Consider the following 18654-nt stretch of genomic DNA (forward strand, 5'->3'; position numbering starts at 1 on the left):
GCGAACTTAATCGGGAGTCCCGGGCGGCGACGACGGGTCGGGCGGGGTCGTGGTCGGAGGCGTCGGGGACGGCGTCGTGGGCGTGGGGGTAGGCGTGGGCCGCGGGGGCCTGGGCCGGGGCGGGGGTTCGGTGACCACCGGGGGCTCCGCGGACGGCGTCGGCGACGGGGTGCGGCTCGGCGTCGGCCTCGGGGTCGGCTTGGGGGTGGGCGTGGGACTCTGCGACGCGGTGGGTGCCAGCTGCGGGGGTTTCGTCGTGGGCGCCGCCGAGGTGCTCGGCGCCGTGCTGGGCGTCGGCTCGGGCGACTCCGTCGGCTCCTCGGACGTCGGCTCGTCGCTGACCGCGGGCTCCACGGTGGGCAGGGTCGGCGCCGGGTCCGTCGCCTGGATGAGCCGGTCGGCCGACCGCAGCTCGGGCGAACCGCCCGAGGTGGCCAGGACCGTGATGACGGTCGCGGCGACGGCCAGGGTGCCGACCCCGACGGCGATCTTCACGGCGTTCGCGCCCAGGAAGCGCCGGGTGGCGGCGCCCGCCTGGGTCAGTTCGGTGACGCCGACCGTGGTGCCGCCGGCGGGCCCGGGCTCGCTGCTCAGCGGGAACAGCGCCGCGAGCAGGCCGGCCGAGCCGGCCAGGCGCCGGCGGCCGCGGTCCTCCCAGTCGGGTCCGTACCCGGCGAGTGCCACGCTCTCCAGCAGGTTGACGAAGGCGCGGGCGTCGCGGGGGCGGTCGGCGGGGTTCTTGGCGAGTCCCTGGGCGATGATCGGCTGGAGCGGGGGCGGGACCTCCTCGATCGGGACCGGCGCCACCTGGTGCTGCCGCGCGAGCGCGGCGAGGTGCTGGGAGCGGTACGGGCGGGTGCCGGTGAGGCATTCGAAGAAGACCGCGGTCGCGGCGTAGACGTCGGTCGAGGGCCCGGCGGGTGTCCCGGCCCACTGTTCGGGGGCCATGTAGGCGGGGGTGCCCGCCGTATCCGCCTGCTCTCCGGACCGGGAGGCGATGCCGAAGTCGACGAGCTTGGTGGTGCCGTCCTGCTCCACCATGACGTTCTCGGGCTTGTAGTCGCGGTGGACGACGCCCCGGGCGTGCGCCGCCGCGAGCCCGAGCAGGGAGCCCTTCAGGACGGTGAGCGCGGCCTCGGGGCCGGTGGGGCCCTCCGAGCCGAGGAGCATCCGGAGCGAGACCCCGTCCACGAGCTCCATGACGATCGCCGCTCCGGCGTCGGACTCCACGTACTCGTAGAGCCGGGCCACATGCGGGTCGTCGAGGCGGATCATCATCCGCGCCTCGGCCCGGAAGCGGCCGAGGAAGTCGTCGTCGTCCCGGAGCTTCCCGGAGAGGTACTTGATGGCGACGGGTACCTCGCCGGTCACGTGCTCGGCGAGGACGACCCGTCCGCTCGCCCCGGCGCCCAGTTCTCGGATCTCCGAGTACCCGGGTACCGACCAATGTTCCTGCATGAAAGGATCCCCCTGCCGATCCGGCCGTCTGAGTGGTTTTGCGGAGACCCCCCTGGAACACACCCCACCAGCACGGTAGCGTCCCAAACGCGGTGTTGATTCGCAGCTTTATCACGAAATAGTTACCACATTTTGCTGTTTGGTGTGAGAGTCGGCCACATGTCAGCATCGATCACCCGATGCCGCTCGGGCTTGGCGTCCTCGGGGAGGCTGCGGTGCAGGTCAGCGAGATCTCGGCCCGGTTCGACGTCGTCGCCCCGGCCGCGCCGACGATCCGGATCGCCCGCCAGTGGCGGCCGGTGACGCCGAGCCGCCAGGAGGAGGAGACCTTCCGGCTCTGCGGTCCGGGCCCGGTGAACTCCAGGGTCTGGATCCGCGCCGCGGAGCCGTCGCCGTCGACCCACTGGTAGCGCACGGTCGCCGGGCCGCCCGAGACCGAGATCTCCCCGGAGAAGGCGAACATGGCCGGACAGGAGCCGCGGTGCTCGGCCGGGGAGGCCGTGACCTTGGCGGTCACCCGCGGCGCGCAGGCGGGTACCCGGTACTCGGCGACCGTCGGGCCGCCGGGGAGCGCCGGCTTGGTGGCGACCCTGACCCGGACGGTCCGGCCGCAGGGGCGGGAGGGCAGGTCGGCGGTGAACGTCCGGGTGTAGGAGGCGGCGCCGTCCAGCCGGGCGGGCACCCCGGGGATGCGGACGGCCGGCCGAGGATCTACGAGGCCCGCCTCGAGCGTGATCGGGCCCGGCTTGTCCGCCCGCACGGTGACCGTGAGCCGGACGCGTGCGCTCGGGGCCGGATCCATGGCGACCTTCGCCGTGACGCCGGTCACCTTGACCTGACAGGGCGGGGCGGACACGCTCTTGGCCGTCCTCTCGCGCTGGGCCGAGGCGGTCACCCCCCACCGGGTGCCGCACAGGGGCTCGTTCAGGGTGAATCGGATCTCCCGCCGGTAGTTCGTCCGGCCGGAGAGGGGGATCGACCGGGTGTGCACCACGGCCCCGCCCACGGTGAAAGCCACCTCGATCTTCACGGCGGCCTTGCCGGCCGTGGTGACCGTGAGCGTCGCGGAGGCGACCTGGGCGGCCCCGCCGGCGGGCGCGGCCGGGGCCAGAGCCGAAACCTCCGCCACGTGGCTGTGCGGAGGATCCGGGGCGGGCAGGATCGGGCCGGACCCGAGATACCGTACGGCCCGGACGGGCGGGCCCGCCCGTCCGGCGGAGGGCGCACCGCTCTCCACCAGCTTCAGATCGCTGATCACGATGCCGGTGACCGTCCCGCCCGCCGGTACGGAAGGGCTGGGCGAGACCGTCGGCGAACTCGTTTCCGCGGGGGTGGGGGAGGGCTCTGCGGACGGTGTGACGGGGGGCGCCACACCGGGGTCGGAGGTGGCCGGCGGCGCCGGGTCGGGCGGCTGGCCGCCCTGGCCGGTCGGGGGCGCGCCGTGCGCCGAGGTCGTGGGGGCCGGCCCGTCCCCCGCCACCGGAACCTCGTCGGACCCGGACATCAGGTATCCGGTGACGGCGGCGGCCACCACGACCGCGACCGCGGCGGCGGCGAGCTTGACCCCGCCCCGGCGGACCGAGGCGGTCACCGATTCGAGCACGGTCCGGGAGAACGTGGTGCCCGCGGACGGGGTCGGCGCCGCCGCCCCGGGGAAGAGGGCGACGAGCGATCCGGCGAGTGCGGCGAGGGCCCGGAGGCCGTTGCGTTCCCAGTCCTGGCCGTAGGCGCCGGCGGCGACACGCTCCAGCTCGGCGAGGAACGCGGTGGCGGTCAGCGGGCGGTCGGCGGGGTTCTTGGCCAGGCCGTGGTGGATCAGTTCGCGCAGCGGCGGCGGCGCCTCGTCCGCCGGGACGGGGGCGTTCTGATGCTGGTGCATGAGGGCGGCCTGGTGGACGGCCTGGAAGGGCCGCCGTCCGGTGACGCACTCATAGAAGACGGCCGTGGCGGCGTAGACGTCGCTCGCCTGGGAGGCGGCCCCGCCGGTCCACTGCTCGGGCGCCATGTAGGCGGGGGTGCCCGCCGCGGTGGTCAGCTCGCCGCTGCGCACGGCGATGCCGAAGTCCACGAGCCTGCTCCGGCCGTCCGCCTGGACGAGGATGTTCTCCGGCTTGTAGTCGCGGTGCACGATCCCCTGGGCGTGCGCGGCGGCCAGGCCGCGCAGCGAGCCCGCCAGGACGGCCAGGGCGGCTTCCGGCCCGGTGGAGCCGTGCTCGCGGACGAGCGCCCGGAGCGGCGCCCCCTCCACGAGCTCCATGACGATAGCGGCCCCGGCGTCGGTCTCCACGTACTCGTACATCCGGACGATGTTCGGGTCGGTCATCTCCACCAGGAGCGCCGCCTCGTCCCGGAACCGGGTCAGGAACCAGGGGTCGGCGCGGAGCCGTCCGGACAGGTATTTGATGGCGACCGGAACACCGCTTGAGTCGTGGGAGGCGAGCACGACCCGGCCGCCCCCGCCTGCACCGAGATCCCTGACCTCGGTGTACCCCGACACCGTCCAGTCGCTCATGGCGCGCTCCGCTCACCGTGCCGAGCGTGGTCGAGCCGGCTGTCCCGGTTCCGTCGGGGCCGCGATCCCCGGCACGCTCACCCGTACAGCCTGGCCCCCCTCGGTTGCAGTGGGGTTACAAACGTCTTGCTATATGTTCCGGCACCTCAAGCCCCGGGGCGAGCCGGGGGTCGGGTACGGGCTCGCCCCAGCTCACGGCGAGGGGCAGCACGCCCGCCCAGGTCGGGAGCGCGTAGTCCTCCTCCTCGTCCGAGGGCGGGCCCTGCCGGACCTTGACGGAGGACTCGTCGAGGGAGAGCGCGAGGACGGTGGTGGCGGCGAGCTCCTTGCGGTTCGGGCGGCGGGTGGCGTCCCACTGGCCGGGCACGAGGTGTTCGGTGAGGTCGCGCAGGGCCGCCAGATGCTCGTCGGGGTCCTCGACGAGCCGCGGGACACCGTAGATCATCGCGGATCGGTAGTTGGCGGAGTGGTGGAAGACCGAGCGGGCCAGGACCAGGCCGTCCAGGTGGGTGACGGTGACGCAGACCTCGCCGCCGGCGTGCAGGGACCTGCTTCCGGTGGAGCCGTGCAGATACATCGTGTCGCCGCTGCGGCCGTACAGCGTCGGCACGACCATCGGCGAGCCGTCGACGATCACGCCGAGGTGGCAGATGAGACCGGCGTCGAGGATCGCGTGCAGCTGGGCGCGGTCGGTGCCGGCGCGCTCCCGGAGGCGGTGGAGGCGGGTCCTGGGCGTGGATGAGAGGCTCATGCCACGTACGCTACGACTTGAGTGGACTGGCATTAGAGGTCCACTTTGTCGAAGTTCTGGAGGACCACTTTGCCGCGCGGGAGCGTCGACCTGCCCCTCGTCCTCGACCGTGACCTGGCCGAGCCGCTCACGGTCCAGCTGACCGATCAGCTCCGTGCGGCGATGCGTTCGGGTGCCGTCGAGGCCGGGGAACGCCTGCCGTCCACCCGCGAGCTCGCCAGGATCCTCGGCGTCAGCCGTACCGTCGTCACCGACGCCTACGAGCAGCTCTACGCGGAGGGCTGGCTGGAAGGCCGCCACGGCTCCGGCACCTTCGTCGCCGACGTCCTGATAAAGGACCTGAGAAGCGGTGCGGCGGAAAGGCCCGGCCCCACGGAGCGCGCGGTGGAGCGCGCCAAGCCGGAGATCGCCGCCGACCTCCGGCCGGGCCGGGCGTGGGTCCGCGACATCGACCCGGCGGTGTGGCGGCGGGCCTGGCGGCTCGTCGCCGACTACCTCCCCGGCGACGAGCCCGATCCGTACGGGCTGCCCGGCCTGCGCCGAGCGCTCGCCGAGCACCTGCGCCGGGCCCGGGGCATCCACATCGGGCCGGAGAGCGTCATGGTCACCCGCAGCACCGCCAACGGGATCGACATGATCGGGGCGACGCTCGTCAAACCGGGCGACCGGGTCGGCGTGGAGGAGCCCGGCTACATCGCGGCCCGCACGGTGCTGCGGGCCCGCGGCGCCGAGGTCGTCCCCTGCGCGGTGGACGAGCACGGCGTGGTCGTGGAGGAACTGCCCGCGGACCTCACCCTGATCTACACCACCCCGGCGCACCAGTACCCGCTCGGGGGGCGCCTGCCGGTCCCCCGCCGGGGGCGGCTGCTCGACTGGGCCCGCCGGACCGGGGCCTACGTCGTGGAGGACGACTACGACGCCGAGTTCCGGTACGACGTCGCGCCGCTGCCCGCGCTCTACAGCCTCGACCCCGACCGGGTGATCCTGCTCGGCACGCTGTCGAAGTCCTTCGTCCACGACCTCGGCATCGGCTGGCTGGTCACCCCGCCGAGGCTCCTGCGCAGGATCGCCCACACCCGGCTGATGCTGGACGACCGCACCCCCGGCCCCACCCAGGAGGCGGCGCGGATCCTGCTGGAGCGCGGCGACCTCGATCGGCACCTGCGCCGGATGCGGCTGGAGTACGGGCGCCGCCGCGCGGCCGTCGTCGAGGCCCTCGGCGACGTGGTACGGCTGCGCGGGGAAACCGCGGGACTCCATGTCGTGGCGGAGCTGCCCGCGCAGGCCGTACGGCGGGTGGTGCGGGAAGCGGCCGAGCAGGGCATCCTCCTTGACACCCTGGAACGGCACCATGGGGGGCCGTCACGCGTGCACGGCCTGGTGATCGGCTACGGCTCGGCGTCGCTGACCGAGATCAAACGGGCGTGCCCAGTGCTGCGCCGGATTCTTGCAGGTTCCGCGCCCAGCGTTCGGGAACGTTCAAGGTCTCCTCTCGGGGGCGAGGCACCTCCACCAGAGGTGTCTCGGGTCCGGTGATCCTGCGGATGTCGACGGAGCCGGGATCGGCGTCTTCGGCGCCCGGCACCTGGGAGTGGCCGAAGTGGCCACCTCGCGCCCAGAGTCGTCTGCTGTGACCGGTGCCGAACGAGTGCGGGTACGGCAGCGGCGGTCCGGCGGGCCAGCGCGGGGGCACCCCCCACATGTCCAGCCAGGTCAGGATCCGGTCGAGGCCGTTGAGCTCACCGTCGGTGAAGGGCTCGGCCAGCGAGCCGATCACCTGGATCTGGGCGCACACCCGGCCTTCCCGGTTGGTGTCGAGCTCTCCTTCCCGTCGTCGCAGGCCGCACGCCGCCCGGGTGGGCGGCAGCATCTGCACGATCTGATCCATCACCGGGTTCCAGACCAGGTGCGCCGGCCTGTCTAGTTGAGCGAGTCGTTGTGCCACCGACTTCGCCGTGACCTTGCTCGGGTCGGCGGTCCAGGTGAACCAGACCGCTCGTGGGGCACCTCCAATCATGGCTCCACCGTCCTTCGGAACGGTGATCCGACCGGCATGCGGCAGCCACGCTAGGGCCACATCTCCTCCTGAGGCGTCCTCGGTCCGCTCGTTTTCTACCCCCAAGCCACCGTGTCGACTCTCCGGTTTCGCCCGTTTTCTGGCTGATTTCAGGATGTTGGGGGTAGATGGGAGAGTCCTGGGAAACTCACACATCAATGGGCACAATGAGGGATCCCGGCGGCCTTCCGGGGTGGACGCCCCGTCAGGTACGGCCGGCCAGGCGGCGCGATCTCCGCCTGCCGAGGGCGTCCCGGACCAGCGCCCAGAGCGCGGCCCACGTGGTCAGCCCCGCCAGCACCATGAGCACGTCGGCGGCCTCGAACCGGCCCAGCAGGAAGAACGTCTCGCTCACCAGGACGCCGAGCGAGACGCTGAGCGCCAGCGCCAGGGCGGTCGCCTCCAGCGGGTTCGCGACGTAACCCTTGCGGCTGAGCATCGGGCGGATCGCGGCCACCACCGCGAAACCGGGGCCGAGCAGCAGGAAGGTGAGGGAGGCCACCAGGCGTACCGGCCCGGGGGCGCTCTGGACGACCGTCAGGGTGAGCCAGCCCGACGCGGCCAGCAGCAGGAAGAGCGTTCTGGGTACCCTCACGACCCGCCTCCGTCGGCTCGGGTCGGCGGCACGAACTGGTAGATCACGCCGCCGGAGTTCCTGGCGAAGACCCGGAACCTGCCGGAGTCCGCCACCGCCTTCTCTATCCGGGCCACCGTGCCGGCGGGGAAGATGCCCGCGGTCTCGGTGGCGAAGCGCTGGGTCCGGTTCAGGACGAGGTAGGAGCGTGCCCCGGGCGGCACCCGCGACATCAGCCGGATCAGCGCATCCGCCGGATCGGCCAGCAGCTCGGGCAGGGTGGGCACGAAGGCGGGGATGCCCTCCCGCTTGGCGGGGAGCTCGTCCAGCCAGGTCTGCTCGAACCGCTCGTAGAAGTCGTACGCGCGCGGCAGGAAGAACGTCGGCGCGACGATCTGGGAGCCCTGTGGGGCGGCCTGGTGCAGCCGCCGGACCAGCTGCGCCTCGGAGGTGGTGAAGTAGTTGGTCTGCTCCTTGCCGTAGTTCCCGAAGAGGAAGCCGGCGATCATGCCGACGAGTACGACGGGCAGGACGGCGAGCCGGATCCAGGAGCGGCGGGAGGGCAGGAACAGGGCCGCCGCCAGGAACGCCGCCGCCGGGAGCGCGAAGAGGTAGACCCGGAAGATGATCTCTCCGCCATACCCGCCGCCCGCGAAGAACGGCAGCGGGGCCAGGCCCAGCATGAGCAGCGGAAGCATCGGCCGGCGCAACTGCCGGAGTCTGCGCAGCAGCCCGGCGACGGCCAGCAGCCAGACCCCGGCCGAGAGCGCCCGGTCGGCGAGCGCGACGATCACCTGTCCCGGGGCGACCGAACCGCCCAGCTCGATGAAGCCCTGGCCCACGTTGCCCCCGGGGTCGCCGAGCTCGGCGAGAATGTCCGCGAAACGGCTCTGCAGCAGCTCAAACGCGACCCAGAGGTCCCAGCCGACCACGATCAGGCCGGTGGCGACCAGGAGCCCGAGGTTCCGATGGCGCCGGAGCAGGAAGAGCGCGCCGAGCGCGGCCACCAGGATCAGCGGGGTCAGCTGATGGGTGGAGGCGATCGCGACGATCACCGGCAGCAGCACGAGGAACCAGGCGAACCGCGTCCTCCGGCCGGACGGCTCGGGCGGGACGGCCGCCAGATCCCCCTGCGGGGGTCTGCCGATCCGCCGCTCGGCCAGCCCCCGGGTGAACCGTCGGAGCACGATCCCCAGCGTGACCAGGTAGAGCAGGAGCGCGGTGGCCTGCGGCGAATAGTAGTCCTGGCCCACCCAGGAGCAGGCGTAGAAGACGAAGACCCCGCCCCAGACCAGCTGCCTGCTCCGGGTCACCGTGCGATAGATCAGCAGCAGCGGGATCAGCATCGCCGCGTTGAAGAAGGCGGGCGCCCACTCCGCCAGGGCGAGGGTGGCGTCCTGCACCCCGGTGGCCCGGGCGATCAGCGCGGTGAACGAGAAGAAGCCGGGCCACTGGCTGTAGGCGGCGAGCGCCCCGCCGTCGGGGTCGGTCGCGCCGTGCCGCAGAAAGTAGTCGATCACCGAGACGTGTTTCCACGCCCACGAGTACCGCAGCTCCGGATAGAGGATCGCCGGGGTGGCGTGGAGTATCGCGATCAGGCCGAGCACGTACCCGGAGAGCCACACGGCGCCCGTCCGGCCCAGCGCGGTCACAAAACCCGCGGTGAGCACCACCAGGGCGGCGAAGTAGGTCACCGGGAGGACGGTCAGCAGCCCGAGGTCGGTCATCTCGCCGAGCGGCACCGACCGCAGGGAGAGCGCCCAGAGCAGCAGCGCCAGCGGGAGCGGAAGCTTGGCCGCGAGCCTGCCCGCCCGTCCCGCCCTCCGCTCCGGACGGGCCTTCGTCTCCGCCGGTACGGGCTGAGCCTGCGGTACGGGCTGAGCCTGCGGTACGGGCTGCGCCTGCGGTACGGGCTGAGCCGGGACACCGGGCGCGGGGGCCCGGCTCGGGCTCGTCCGGGGGGCGAAGGGGGAGAAGGCCGGTTCGGCGAACATCCCGGTCCCCCGCAACCGGCCGGCCAGATAGCCCAGCACGGTCGCGGTCATCCCGGTCACGGTGGCCGGAAGGCGCCGGGGGCGGATGAGGCCCTTCAGGAGGGCGACGCGGGCGACGGCGAGCTGCGGCTCCAGGACCTCGGCCCGCCCGACCCGGTTGACGACCGCGGCCTTGGTGAGGCCCTCCACATAGCAGCGGGCGCGGAAGTAGGACCTTCGCGCCTGCCGGTCGGGCACGCGGCGCCGTACCGCGGCCGTCGGATCGTAGATCAGCGAGGAGCCCGGGTGGCGTTCCAGCAGCCGGTGGCAGAGTTCGGTCAGGTTGCCGGTGAACCCGCCGCAGAGGGCGAGGGCGGTTCGGCGGAAGGAGACTCCGGCCCCGGTGAAGTCGGTGACCGAGGTACGGGTGCCGGGCATCCCCTGATAGGAGCAGTCGACCGCCCAGTCGAACTCCGGGGGGAACCACTTCGGCCGGCCGGTCGCCCAGTTCGCCCTGATCTGCCCGCCCACGCCGAGTACCCGGGGATCGGCGTACGCCGCGAGCAGGCACGCCGTCCAGTCCGGCTCCGCCGCGGAGTCCTCCGACAGCAGCGCCACCACGTCTCCGCTCGCGGCGGCCACCCCCGAGTTGGTGGAGCCGACGGCGCCGCGCTCCTCCTGGTTGTGGATGACCCGGACCCCGGAGAACGACACCCGCGCCTGCTCGTACAGCTCCGGGCAGTGGTCGATCACCACGATGACCTCGTCCGGCGGCATCTGCTGGGCCCGGACCGACTCCACCGCCGAGACCAGCCCGTACCACCGTTCCGGGTCGTCGGCGCAGATCACCACGGACAGCGTCGGCCGCGGACGCACCGGCTCCGGCGGCGCGGCGGCCCCGCCGGGGGCGTTCCAGGGCCCGGGGGCCGGATGCGGTGGCACGGGCGGATGCCCGAACCGCGGTTCCGCCGGAGCTCTGGGGGCAGGGACGATCGGAGAGGCGGGGGAGAACGCCGCGGGGAAGACGACGGCCTCGGGTTCGGCTGTGTCGAGCGGCTTGTGGCCAGGGTGCCGCGGGGCGATGTCCGGCGGTGCGGGGGAGGCTCCGGGCCGCGGTTCCTCGGGGGCTCCGGGCGGAGGGACGATCGGGGGCGCGGGGGAGACGGCGGCTTCGGGTTCCGGGGCGGGACGTCTTGGTGTCGGCGTCCGAGGTGCGGGGGAGGCTCCGGGCCGCGGTTCCTCCGGGGTCTCGGGGGGAGGGACGATCGGGGGCGCGGGGGAGACGGCGGCTTCGGGTTCCGGGGTCGGCGTACTCGGCGCTGCGGGAAAGGCCCCGGACCGCGGTTCGGCCGGGACTCGGGCCGGAGGGGACCACGGAGAGGCGGTCTCGGGCCCCGGAGCCGTGGGTGACCTGGTATCCGCGTGTGTGTTCGGCGGTACGGGAGCACCGCTCGAACCGGGCCGTCGAGGGGGCGTGGTCGCGGGGGAGGCCGACGGTACGGGGACGTGGCCGATGGCGGCGACGTCCGAAGCGGGAGACGTGGGCTTGGCCGCGCCGGTGCTCGGCGGCGATGCCTTCGGCGGCGCCTTGAGGGTGGGATGCGTGGCCGCCCGGACGGGCGGTGGGGTCGGGGGAGACGTCTTGGGTTCGGGATCCGCGGCCGGACCGGAGTCCCGCGGACGCGGGGAGGAGGTCGTCGGGGGCTTCTTCGCGGCCGGTTCCGCTCGGACGATCCGGCGGGTCACGGTGGCCGAGGCGTCCGAGCCGGGGCGGTCGGCCCCGGCGGGGGGTTTCCGGGGCGTCTGCCGGGTCGTGGTCTCGGTGCCGGCGGGTTCGGGCGGTGCGGGTGGCCTGCGGACGACCGGGAAGGACACGGTCGCCGAGGCGGGGTCCACCGGGCCGCCTGGCCGCTCCGGTCCGGCCGGGGGGTCCGCGTGCCGGGTTTCGCCGCCGGGAGGAGGTGCGCTTTCCGGCCGGGGGAACCGGCGGGGGGCGGGGGTCCAGCGGACGACGGTTTCGCCGACGCCTTCGGCCGTACCGCCCTTCGGGGGGGAGGCCGGCCGGACCGGTTTGTGTGGGGTCGGCCGGGTCCGGTCGTTCTCCGGCTCGTCGGGGGGCTCCTCCGGGGCGGCGTCGATGCCGCCGGGCGCCTCGGCGGGGGAGGGGTGACGGGGCACGATCGGGCGGGGGCGGGTCGCCCGGACGTCCGACCCCTCGTCGCCGGGTTCGGGGGCGTGGTCGTCGCCGCGATTCTCGTCAGTCATGGGTGCTCTTCGTCAGCCTCGCCGTCCGTCAGCCTCACTCGGGCACGCCCTGATTCTGCGCCGTTCCCGGGACACCCGAAAGAGGATCTCACCACCGGGCCGTCGGATGATTCTTTTCCGTCATATCCGGCTTGGAGGGTTCCGTGGATTCCCGAGACGGGACGGTCGGGCCGCGCCCGCCGTTTACCGGTTCACCGCAGCGGCTGCCGGACGTAGGGGTCCCGGCCCGCCTCCGCGTACGCCTCCAGCACCCCGTCCCCGGTGAGCGTGAAGTCGCACCCGTCGGGGTCCTTGGAGTTCCACTGCATCACGGCCTTGATGTTCGGCAGCCGCTTCAGCACCTGCGGGATGTCCCGGTACCAGTTCGCCCGGGCGGCCGGGTCCCGCGGGTCGCTCTCCGAGCCGTACTCCGCGATCATCAGGGGCTTCTCCGCGAACCCGTTGGCCTGGAACCAGTCGTAGGTCGGCTTGACCGTCTGCTCGAAGTCCTGCCACGGGGCGTTGCGGCAGCGGGCGAAGTTGTACGGGTCGTAGCTGATCCAGTCGACGTAGTCGTGGCCCGGGTAGAGCGGCTTCCAGCGGTCCCGGTACGGGTAGTAGCCGGTGACGCCCCAGACCCAGACCGCGTTGTCGGCGCCGGCCGCGCGGAACCGGTCCACGATGCGCTTGTAGGCGGCGACGTATTGCTCGGGCGTTCCGGACGATCCGTCGTCGTTGTCCTTCTCCCCGTCGAAGCCGACGAAGACCGGCTTGCCGTAGTCTCTGACCCGCCTGGCCTGGGCGTCGATCAGCCCGTCGAGGGCGCCGCTCGCGATCTCCCCCCACTCGATCTGGGTGTTCCGCCCCCAGACCGAGGACTCCCAGCCGAGCAGCAGGAGCCGGTCCTCGCCCAGTTCGGGTTCGTCGTCCCGCAGGAAGTTCCCGGTCGTCCCGGAAGACATGTCGTGGTAGGTGAAGAGGAGGTCGAGTTTGCGGCCGATGCGCTGTTCCATATCGAGTACGGCGGTCCGCAGGCTTCCTCCCGCCGCGGGCGGGACGTACATTCCCCACCAGGCGCCGCAGGGCGGGACGAGTTTGGCGCTGGGCCGGCACGAGGGGTCCGCGCTCGGCAGCGGGCTTGAATGCGCTTCGGTCTGGGTGTTGCCGGGACCCAGCAGGGTGAGGAGGACCCGGTCGCGGTTGGCCGCGACGGCGTAGATCCCTCCGGCGATCACCAGTAGCCCGACGGTCGCGACGACGGTCCAAAGTAGGGCGTGTGCCCGGCGTGGCCGGGCATGCCTCCCTTCGTCCTGAGGCATCTGTCCTCCATTGAGATGTAGTGACACCGCACGCGACGAGATCGGTCCGCCGATCGGGTGCGCCTTTCGTCCCCTGAGGGGCGCACGCCGGTGAAAGCCGTTGTGAGCAGCATAGGAATCGGGCTTGCAGCTCGCTTGCCGGGCCACTTAAGCACATTCCGGCGCCCACTTGAAGACTCGGGTCGGTGAACCCCCTGACCCCATGTGAGCAGGCTATCGAGCTGCCTACTACCCCATAAATGCGGATATTTCGCAAGGTTACTGTTGTCTACCCAAACCGGGCTATTGACAATGGAAGTCATGAATAGTCAACTTCATGGGGAAATTGCGATGTGAGCCACTGCATTCTCCCGAAATCCCCCGGTCGGCGACGTCGTGGCTCCACCCCCACCCCGCGATCCGCCGCCCGGAGATCCTCCCCACCCACGGTCCCGCCGTCCCACGAAGACCGCGAGGCCGTCGCCAGCCGGAAGGAGCACACGCATGAGAGGAAACACGGGCTTGGCCTTCGGGGCCGCGATCACGGGGCTCGTGCTGGCGTTGTCCGCGCTCCCCGCGGCGGCCGCCGGGCCCCGGGCCGCACTCGGCCCGGCGTCGGAACCGCCCGACGCGCTCGCCGTCCGCGCCGCCGACGCCTTCGTCCAGGCCGATCCCGCAGTCCTGTTCACCTCGTCCGAAGACGTCGTACGGCGCCTTGGCACGGTGGCGGGGATCGGCGGCCTGCGGCACGTTTTCTTCGGCCGGACCCACGCCGGGCTCCCGGTGCACGGCGGGGACTTCGTCGTCACCGTGAACGCCCGCGGGGAGGTCCTCAGCACCTCGGTCAGCCAGACCAAGGCGCTCGACGTCCCGACGGTCCCCAGACTCACGCCGATCGAGGCCACCCGGATCGCCCGAGCCCTGCTCCCCGTCGCGAACTTCAGCACGGCGCCCGAACTCACGGTCGTCGCCGTGGACGCGGGCCGCCTCGCCTACAAGGTCGTCGTGCACGGCGTCCGCGGCCACCTCCCGAGCATCCTGCACGTCTACGTGGACGCCCTGACCGGCGCGGTCATCGACTCCGACGACCAGGTCCGGGCCGGAAACGGCAACAGCCACTACCACGGCCCGGTCGTCTTCAACACCCGCCGAATCGTCTCGACCTACTCCATGGAGGACCTGCCGCGGACCGGGGTCCGGTGCGGCGGGCAGAACGGGGTCGTCTACAGCGGTCCCGACGACAACTGGGGCAACGGCGTCGGCACCAACCTGGAGACCGCCTGCGTCGACGCCTTGTACGCGATGGGCAAGATGTGGGACATGCTGTCGAGCTGGCTGAACCGTTTCGGGGTGGACGCCAACAACCGCGGGTTCCCGATCCGGGTGGGCTACAACGACGTCACCGGCTATTGGAACGGCAGTGACGTCAACTTCGGCCGGAGCCTCGACCGGAACCGGCAGTTGACCTCCTTCGACCAGGTGGGCCACGAGTTCGGTCATGTGATCTTCCAGTACACCCCGGGCAGCTTCACCGGGCTGGCCGAGAACGGCCTGGCCGTCGATGAGAAGCCCGCGCTCAACGAGTCCAGCGCCGACATCTTCGGCGCCCTGACCGAGTACTACGCGAACGAGTCGGCCGCCTACGACCCGCCGGACTTCGTCGTCGGCGAGGAGGTGAACCGCCTGGGGACGGGGCCGGATCGGTACATGTACCAGCCGTCGCTCCTCGGCGACGCCGACTGCTACACCTCGTCGGTGCCGAGTATGGAGCCGCACCGGGCGGCCGGGGTGCAGAACCACTGGTTCTACCTGCTGGCGATGGGCAGCGCGCCGGGCGGCGGACTGCCGAACAGCCCGGTCTGCCAGGGCCCCGCGGTGGTCGGTCTGGGCATCCAGAAGGCCGGGAGGATCTTCATGGAGATGCTCAACCGGAAGACCACGACGTGGTCGCACGCCCGTGCCCGAGCCGCCTCCCTCAGGGGGGCGAAGGAGGTGTACGCCCCGTCCTGTGTCGAGCACGCCCGGGTCAAGGCCGCCTGGCAGGCGGTGGGCGTCGGACCCGCCCTCGGCGAACCCGCCTGCCCCTAACCCCACCAAACCACGACCAACCCCTTGAAGGTGGGTAACTACCCGTTCCCGCAGCAGGTCTCCTGCCTCGTCTATAACATCCGTGTTATGAATTGGGGGTGCTTGGTGCAGGCGATGAAGCGATGGATCGCGGAAGCCCACACGGTGGATGAGGAGTGAGTGATGGGCGAGCGAAGGGCCTGGGCGGACAAGCGAGACGAGATCATGGGTCGTCCGGGTGCCGGGGTCGCCTATGAGGCGGCTCGGATCCGGTTCGAACTGGGGGAGGCCGTACGGCTCCGCCGTGAGGAACTCGGCCTTTCCCAGACCGAGCTGGCCAGACGGGCGGGGCTGAAGCAGCCCGCGGTGGCGCGCTTCGAGGCGGGCGGGACCATGCCCACGATCCCGATGCTGGAACGGCTCGCCGGCGCGCTGGACATGCGGCTCACCGTGGAGTTCCGGCTTCAGGACGCGAACTGACCCCGCCGGATCCTCACGAAGGGGGATCGGGCGCGGGGCGGGCGCCGATGTCCAAGAGGAGCCGGAGCGTGGGCCCGGCCCGGAGCGGGTCGACCGGGAAGACGTGCCGGGTCCACCAGCGTGCTACCTCGGGGGTCGGCCCCGGGTGCACCAGGGTCGGCCCGGCGTAGTCGTCCAGAGGCGGGTCGTAGACGAAGCCGGGGACGACGCCGAGCCGTTCCAGCGCGAAGACGACCTTGTCCCGATCGGCCACCAGCAGCGGGACCCGCAGCAGCGGCTGCGGCCGGTCCTCCCATACGGCGGCCGCGCTGAAATGGCTCTCCTGCAGCATTCGTGACCCGAACAGGCGCCGCTCCCGCTCCCGGTCGACCACGTCGAACCGGGTGCGCAGGTAGGCGAGGGTGCGGGGGCCCGGCCGTCGGCGCCAGTCGCCGGTGTCCACCGACATCCACGGCTCGAAGGCGTCCAGTTCGGACCGGTGCGCCTCACGGGTGAGCACCCGGGTGGCGAGTGCCTTCCTCAGTTCCCCGGGCCGGGGATCGCACCGGTGCCCGGTCCACTTGATCACGCCGGTCGCCTTGAGCAGGTGCCAGAGCGGCCGGACCAGCCCGGTGGCGTATACCGTCTCCCGCAGGCTCGGCCGGAGCGCGCCGAGTACGTCGCGGCGCAGGCCGCCGGGGATCAGCAGCGCGTCCCGCAGCCGGCGCAGGGCCGGGAGTTCGCGAGGGTCCTCCACCGCGAGGAACCCGCCGCCCATGGCTCGGGCGTGCTTGGACAGGCTGAACAGACCGTACGCGCCGAAGGTGCCGGCCGGCCGGTCTTCCACGGCCGTGAGCCTGGCGTGTGTGAGCATCGCGTGCGCCGCGTCGTCGATCAGGGTGAGTCCCCGCCGGTCGCATTCGGCGCGGAGCCGCGCGAGGTCGTCGGGGAGCCCGTACAGGTTGGTGGAGACCACCCCCGCCAGACCGGTCCAGTCCACCCGGGGCACGTCGATGTTGCCGTTGCGGGGTGAGACGGGCGCCATGACCGGGGTGAGTCCGGCCACGAGCACGGTGAACAGCACGGTCTCGCAGTTGGTCGGGGCGATCAGGATCCGGTTCCCGGGGGAGAACCGGTGGCGCAGGGCGAGGTAGAGGCCGATTCTGGCCGAGGGGACGAAGAGGCATTCCCGCCGGATCCGCTCCGCCATGATCGAGCTCAGCTGTTCCTCCGCGTCCAGGGACCGGGTGCTCATCGGCGCCCCAGCTTGGCCCGGAGTCCGCTGTAGCCGCGCAGGGCCCGGTCCGCCGCGCCGTACAGCAGCGGGGTGTCCAGGATGAGGCGGCGTGCCGCGTTCGCCGGGACCCGCCGGAGCGCGTGCAGGGTGCCGCCGGGGGAGTGCCTACGGACGCAGCCTTCCCCCACGGTGACCGTGGCGGTGTGCAGCTGCCGCTTGTACAGGTAGTTCTCGCCGGGACCGAGGTCCAGCCTGCGGATACCCGCCGCGGCTGAGGCCTCGGCCATTTTCAGGTGCTGGATCAGCCCGGGGGAGTACCGCCCGTACTCGGGGTCGTAGGCGGGAAACCAGCTGATCAGCGAGGTGGCGGTACGCAGGCCGAAGTGCCCGGCGATCGGGCGGCCGTCGGCGTGCAGCACGCACAGGGCGCCGAGCGGGCCGTGGTGCAGCCGCCGGACCAGCTCGGCGACCCAGGGCCGCTCGAACCGGTCGGCGCGGCCCATCCGCCGGTACTGGTCGGACTTCCAGCCGAGCACCCGGCGCAGCAGGCTCTCGTCGGACACCTCGGGGTCGAAGCCGACCGGCCCCGCGTCTCGGGCCAGGCGCCGCTCGGTGTACCGGGTGTTCTTGACGACCTTCGGCGCGGAGTTCCGGAGCGCGGCCAGGTAGGCGTCGTAGCCGTCGCCCACGTCCATCACGAAGGAGTCCATGGTCCGGGTGGTGTGCGGGGCGAACCACGGCTGTCCCCCGACGAGGAGCCCGAATTCGAAGACGTCCAGCCCGGCCTCGCGCAGCAGCACACGGAGATCGAGCTCGGGCAGGGCCTCGGGGCGGGCGACGATCCCCTGGCCGAGGGAGACCCACCCGGCGATCGCCGTACCAACTCCGAATTTGCCCCGCTCAAACGGGAAAAATCCGCAAATATCCGCTCCAGCGGAGAGCACCGCCACCCGGGCGTGCGGCAGGACCTCCCCCGCGGCGATCGTGAACTCCGGGCTGAGGAAGGGGTTGTCCAGGTGCGGCACCGCCCCCTGGATCTTCCGCCAGGCCGCGACCTCCGCCGATCCCAGCTCGGCGGGCCGGACGACCGAGACCCTCATATCCCGCGGCCCATCCGGTTGAGCCGGGCCACCACGGTGTCCGCCGACACCCCGGCGGTGACCGCGAGGGCCAGGTACACCCGCGGCTCCCAGGGCCTGCGCCGGGCGGCCCGGCCGATCCAGCGCAGCGCGGTCCGGGTGTGCCCGAGCGCCGCCTCGGCGAAGGCGATCTTCCCGGCCAGCCGGGCGTACCCGCTCGGCGCCCCGGCGAACTCCGGATAGCTCGTGAGCATCCAGCGCAGCGCAGAGGAGATCGTCTCGCTGGACTTCACGAAGTCGAAGTAGGAGCCCGAGTGCATCCGGATGCCCACCCCGAGCTGCGGCACGTTCCGGATCCGGGTGCGCCGGGACGCGCGGAGCAGCAACTCGTAGTCCTCCCCGTAGCCGCCGGGCAGCTCCTCGCTGACCAGCCCGAACCCCTCGGTCAACGCCTCCCGCCGGATCAGGTAGGTGGACGGGTGGAGCGCGGAGAGCTGACGGCGGAGCAGGTCGTCCTGGGTGACGTGGGTGAGCGGGATCGGCCGGTCGTAGCCGGTCTCGTCGTTGAACAGCCGGATGCCGCAGGTCACGAACTCGACGGCCGGATCCTCCCGGAGCGCGGCGACCTGCGCGGCGACCTTGCCGGGGAGCCAGAGGTCGGTGTCGTCGCAGAAGGCCACCAGCTCGGTGCCCGCGGCGGTGATGCCGGTGTTGCGCGCCCCGGCGATGCCCGGTCGGCGGGAGTTGGCCAGCACCCGCACCGGCCGGAGGGGATCGTCGGAGGTCAGCGACTCGTCCGGTTCGCTCTGGTCGAAGACGACCACGGTGGCCAGGAGCCCCGGATACTCCTGGGCGCGGATCGAGGCGAGCGTCTCCCCGAGCAACCCGGTGCGGTTCCGGGTCGGGATCACGACGGTGATCCCCGGCTGGTCTTTCACGGTGGGCG

Annotated in this window: 12 protein-coding genes; 3 read left to right on the top strand and 9 right to left on the bottom strand. The window is 72.3% G+C overall.

Annotated features, from left to right (window positions below; all coding sequences use genetic code 11):
- Positions 1-6 precede the first annotated feature (6 nt).
- The 3 genes from RUR_RS25345 to RUR_RS25355 all read right to left on the bottom strand — a co-directional run bounded on the left by RUR_RS25345 (position 7) and on the right by RUR_RS25355 (position 4721).
- Positions 7-1458, bottom strand: a complete 1452-nt coding sequence (locus RUR_RS25345; RefSeq protein WP_283137683.1) for a serine/threonine-protein kinase — start codon at positions 1456-1458, stop codon at positions 7-9.
- A gap of 172 nt (positions 1459-1630) precedes the next feature.
- Positions 1631-3970, bottom strand: a complete 2340-nt coding sequence (locus RUR_RS25350) for a serine/threonine-protein kinase (RefSeq protein ID WP_283137684.1) — start codon at positions 3968-3970, stop codon at positions 1631-1633.
- A gap of 115 nt (positions 3971-4085) precedes the next feature.
- A complete protein-coding gene (locus RUR_RS25355; protein WP_283137685.1) occupies positions 4086-4721 on the bottom strand; it encodes a pyridoxamine 5'-phosphate oxidase family protein in 636 nt (211 codons plus the stop codon).
- A 69-nt stretch (positions 4722-4790) separates the two neighbouring features.
- Here RUR_RS25355 and pdxR point away from each other — a divergent pair, with 69 nt between their 5' ends.
- Positions 4791-6257 (top strand): MocR-like pyridoxine biosynthesis transcription factor PdxR, encoded by a 1467-nt coding sequence (gene pdxR, locus RUR_RS25360; protein ID WP_283137914.1) that lies wholly within the window; start codon positions 4791-4793, stop codon positions 6255-6257.
- 725 nt (positions 6258-6982) lie between these two features.
- Here pdxR and RUR_RS25365 read toward each other — a convergent pair.
- The 3 genes from RUR_RS25365 to RUR_RS25375 form a co-directional block, all read right to left on the bottom strand.
- Complete coding sequence (locus tag RUR_RS25365) at positions 6983-7372, bottom strand: hypothetical protein (RefSeq protein WP_283137686.1); 390 nt, start codon at positions 7370-7372, stop codon at positions 6983-6985.
- Positions 7369-11589, bottom strand: coding sequence for a glycosyltransferase (locus tag RUR_RS25370; protein WP_283137687.1), 4221 nt, complete (start codon positions 11587-11589; stop codon positions 7369-7371). The genes RUR_RS25365 and RUR_RS25370 overlap by 4 nt, the downstream gene beginning before the upstream one ends.
- 191 nt (positions 11590-11780) lie before the next feature.
- Entirely contained in the window at positions 11781-12887 is a 1107-nt protein-coding gene (locus RUR_RS25375) for a glycoside hydrolase family 26 protein (RefSeq protein WP_283137688.1), read from the bottom strand.
- Between the two features lie 483 nt (positions 12888-13370).
- On the opposite strand from RUR_RS25375, the gene RUR_RS25380 reads away from it, so the two are divergent.
- Together RUR_RS25380 and RUR_RS25385 are read left to right on the top strand one after the other, a co-directional pair.
- A complete protein-coding gene (locus RUR_RS25380; RefSeq protein ID WP_283137689.1) occupies positions 13371-14954 on the top strand; it encodes a M4 family metallopeptidase in 1584 nt (527 codons plus the stop codon).
- 162 nt (positions 14955-15116) lie between these two features.
- Positions 15117-15413, top strand: a complete 297-nt coding sequence (locus RUR_RS25385; RefSeq protein WP_283137690.1) for a helix-turn-helix domain-containing protein — start codon at positions 15117-15119, stop codon at positions 15411-15413.
- Positions 15414-15426: 13 nt separating this feature from the next.
- Here the strand turns inward: RUR_RS25385 and RUR_RS25390 are convergent, their stop codons facing one another.
- The 3 genes from RUR_RS25390 to RUR_RS25400 are packed head-to-tail and all read right to left on the bottom strand — an operon-like array spanning position 15427 to position 18646.
- Positions 15427-16647: a DegT/DnrJ/EryC1/StrS family aminotransferase gene (locus tag RUR_RS25390; RefSeq protein ID WP_283137691.1), complete on the bottom strand. Its 1221-nt coding sequence runs from the start codon at positions 16645-16647 to the stop codon at positions 15427-15429.
- Positions 16644-17729, bottom strand: a complete 1086-nt coding sequence (locus tag RUR_RS25395) for a GNAT family N-acetyltransferase (protein WP_283137692.1) — start codon at positions 17727-17729, stop codon at positions 16644-16646. Before RUR_RS25395 ends, RUR_RS25390 begins: the two co-directional genes overlap by 4 nt.
- A complete protein-coding gene (locus RUR_RS25400) occupies positions 17726-18646 on the bottom strand; it encodes a glycosyltransferase family 2 protein (protein WP_283137693.1) in 921 nt (306 codons plus the stop codon). The genes RUR_RS25395 and RUR_RS25400 overlap by 4 nt, the downstream gene beginning before the upstream one ends.
- Positions 18647-18654: the final 8 nt, after the last annotated feature.

This window comes from Rhizohabitans arisaemae (assembly GCF_025996515.1).
Classification (GTDB): Bacteria; Actinomycetota; Actinomycetes; order Streptosporangiales; family Streptosporangiaceae; genus Rhizohabitans; species Rhizohabitans arisaemae.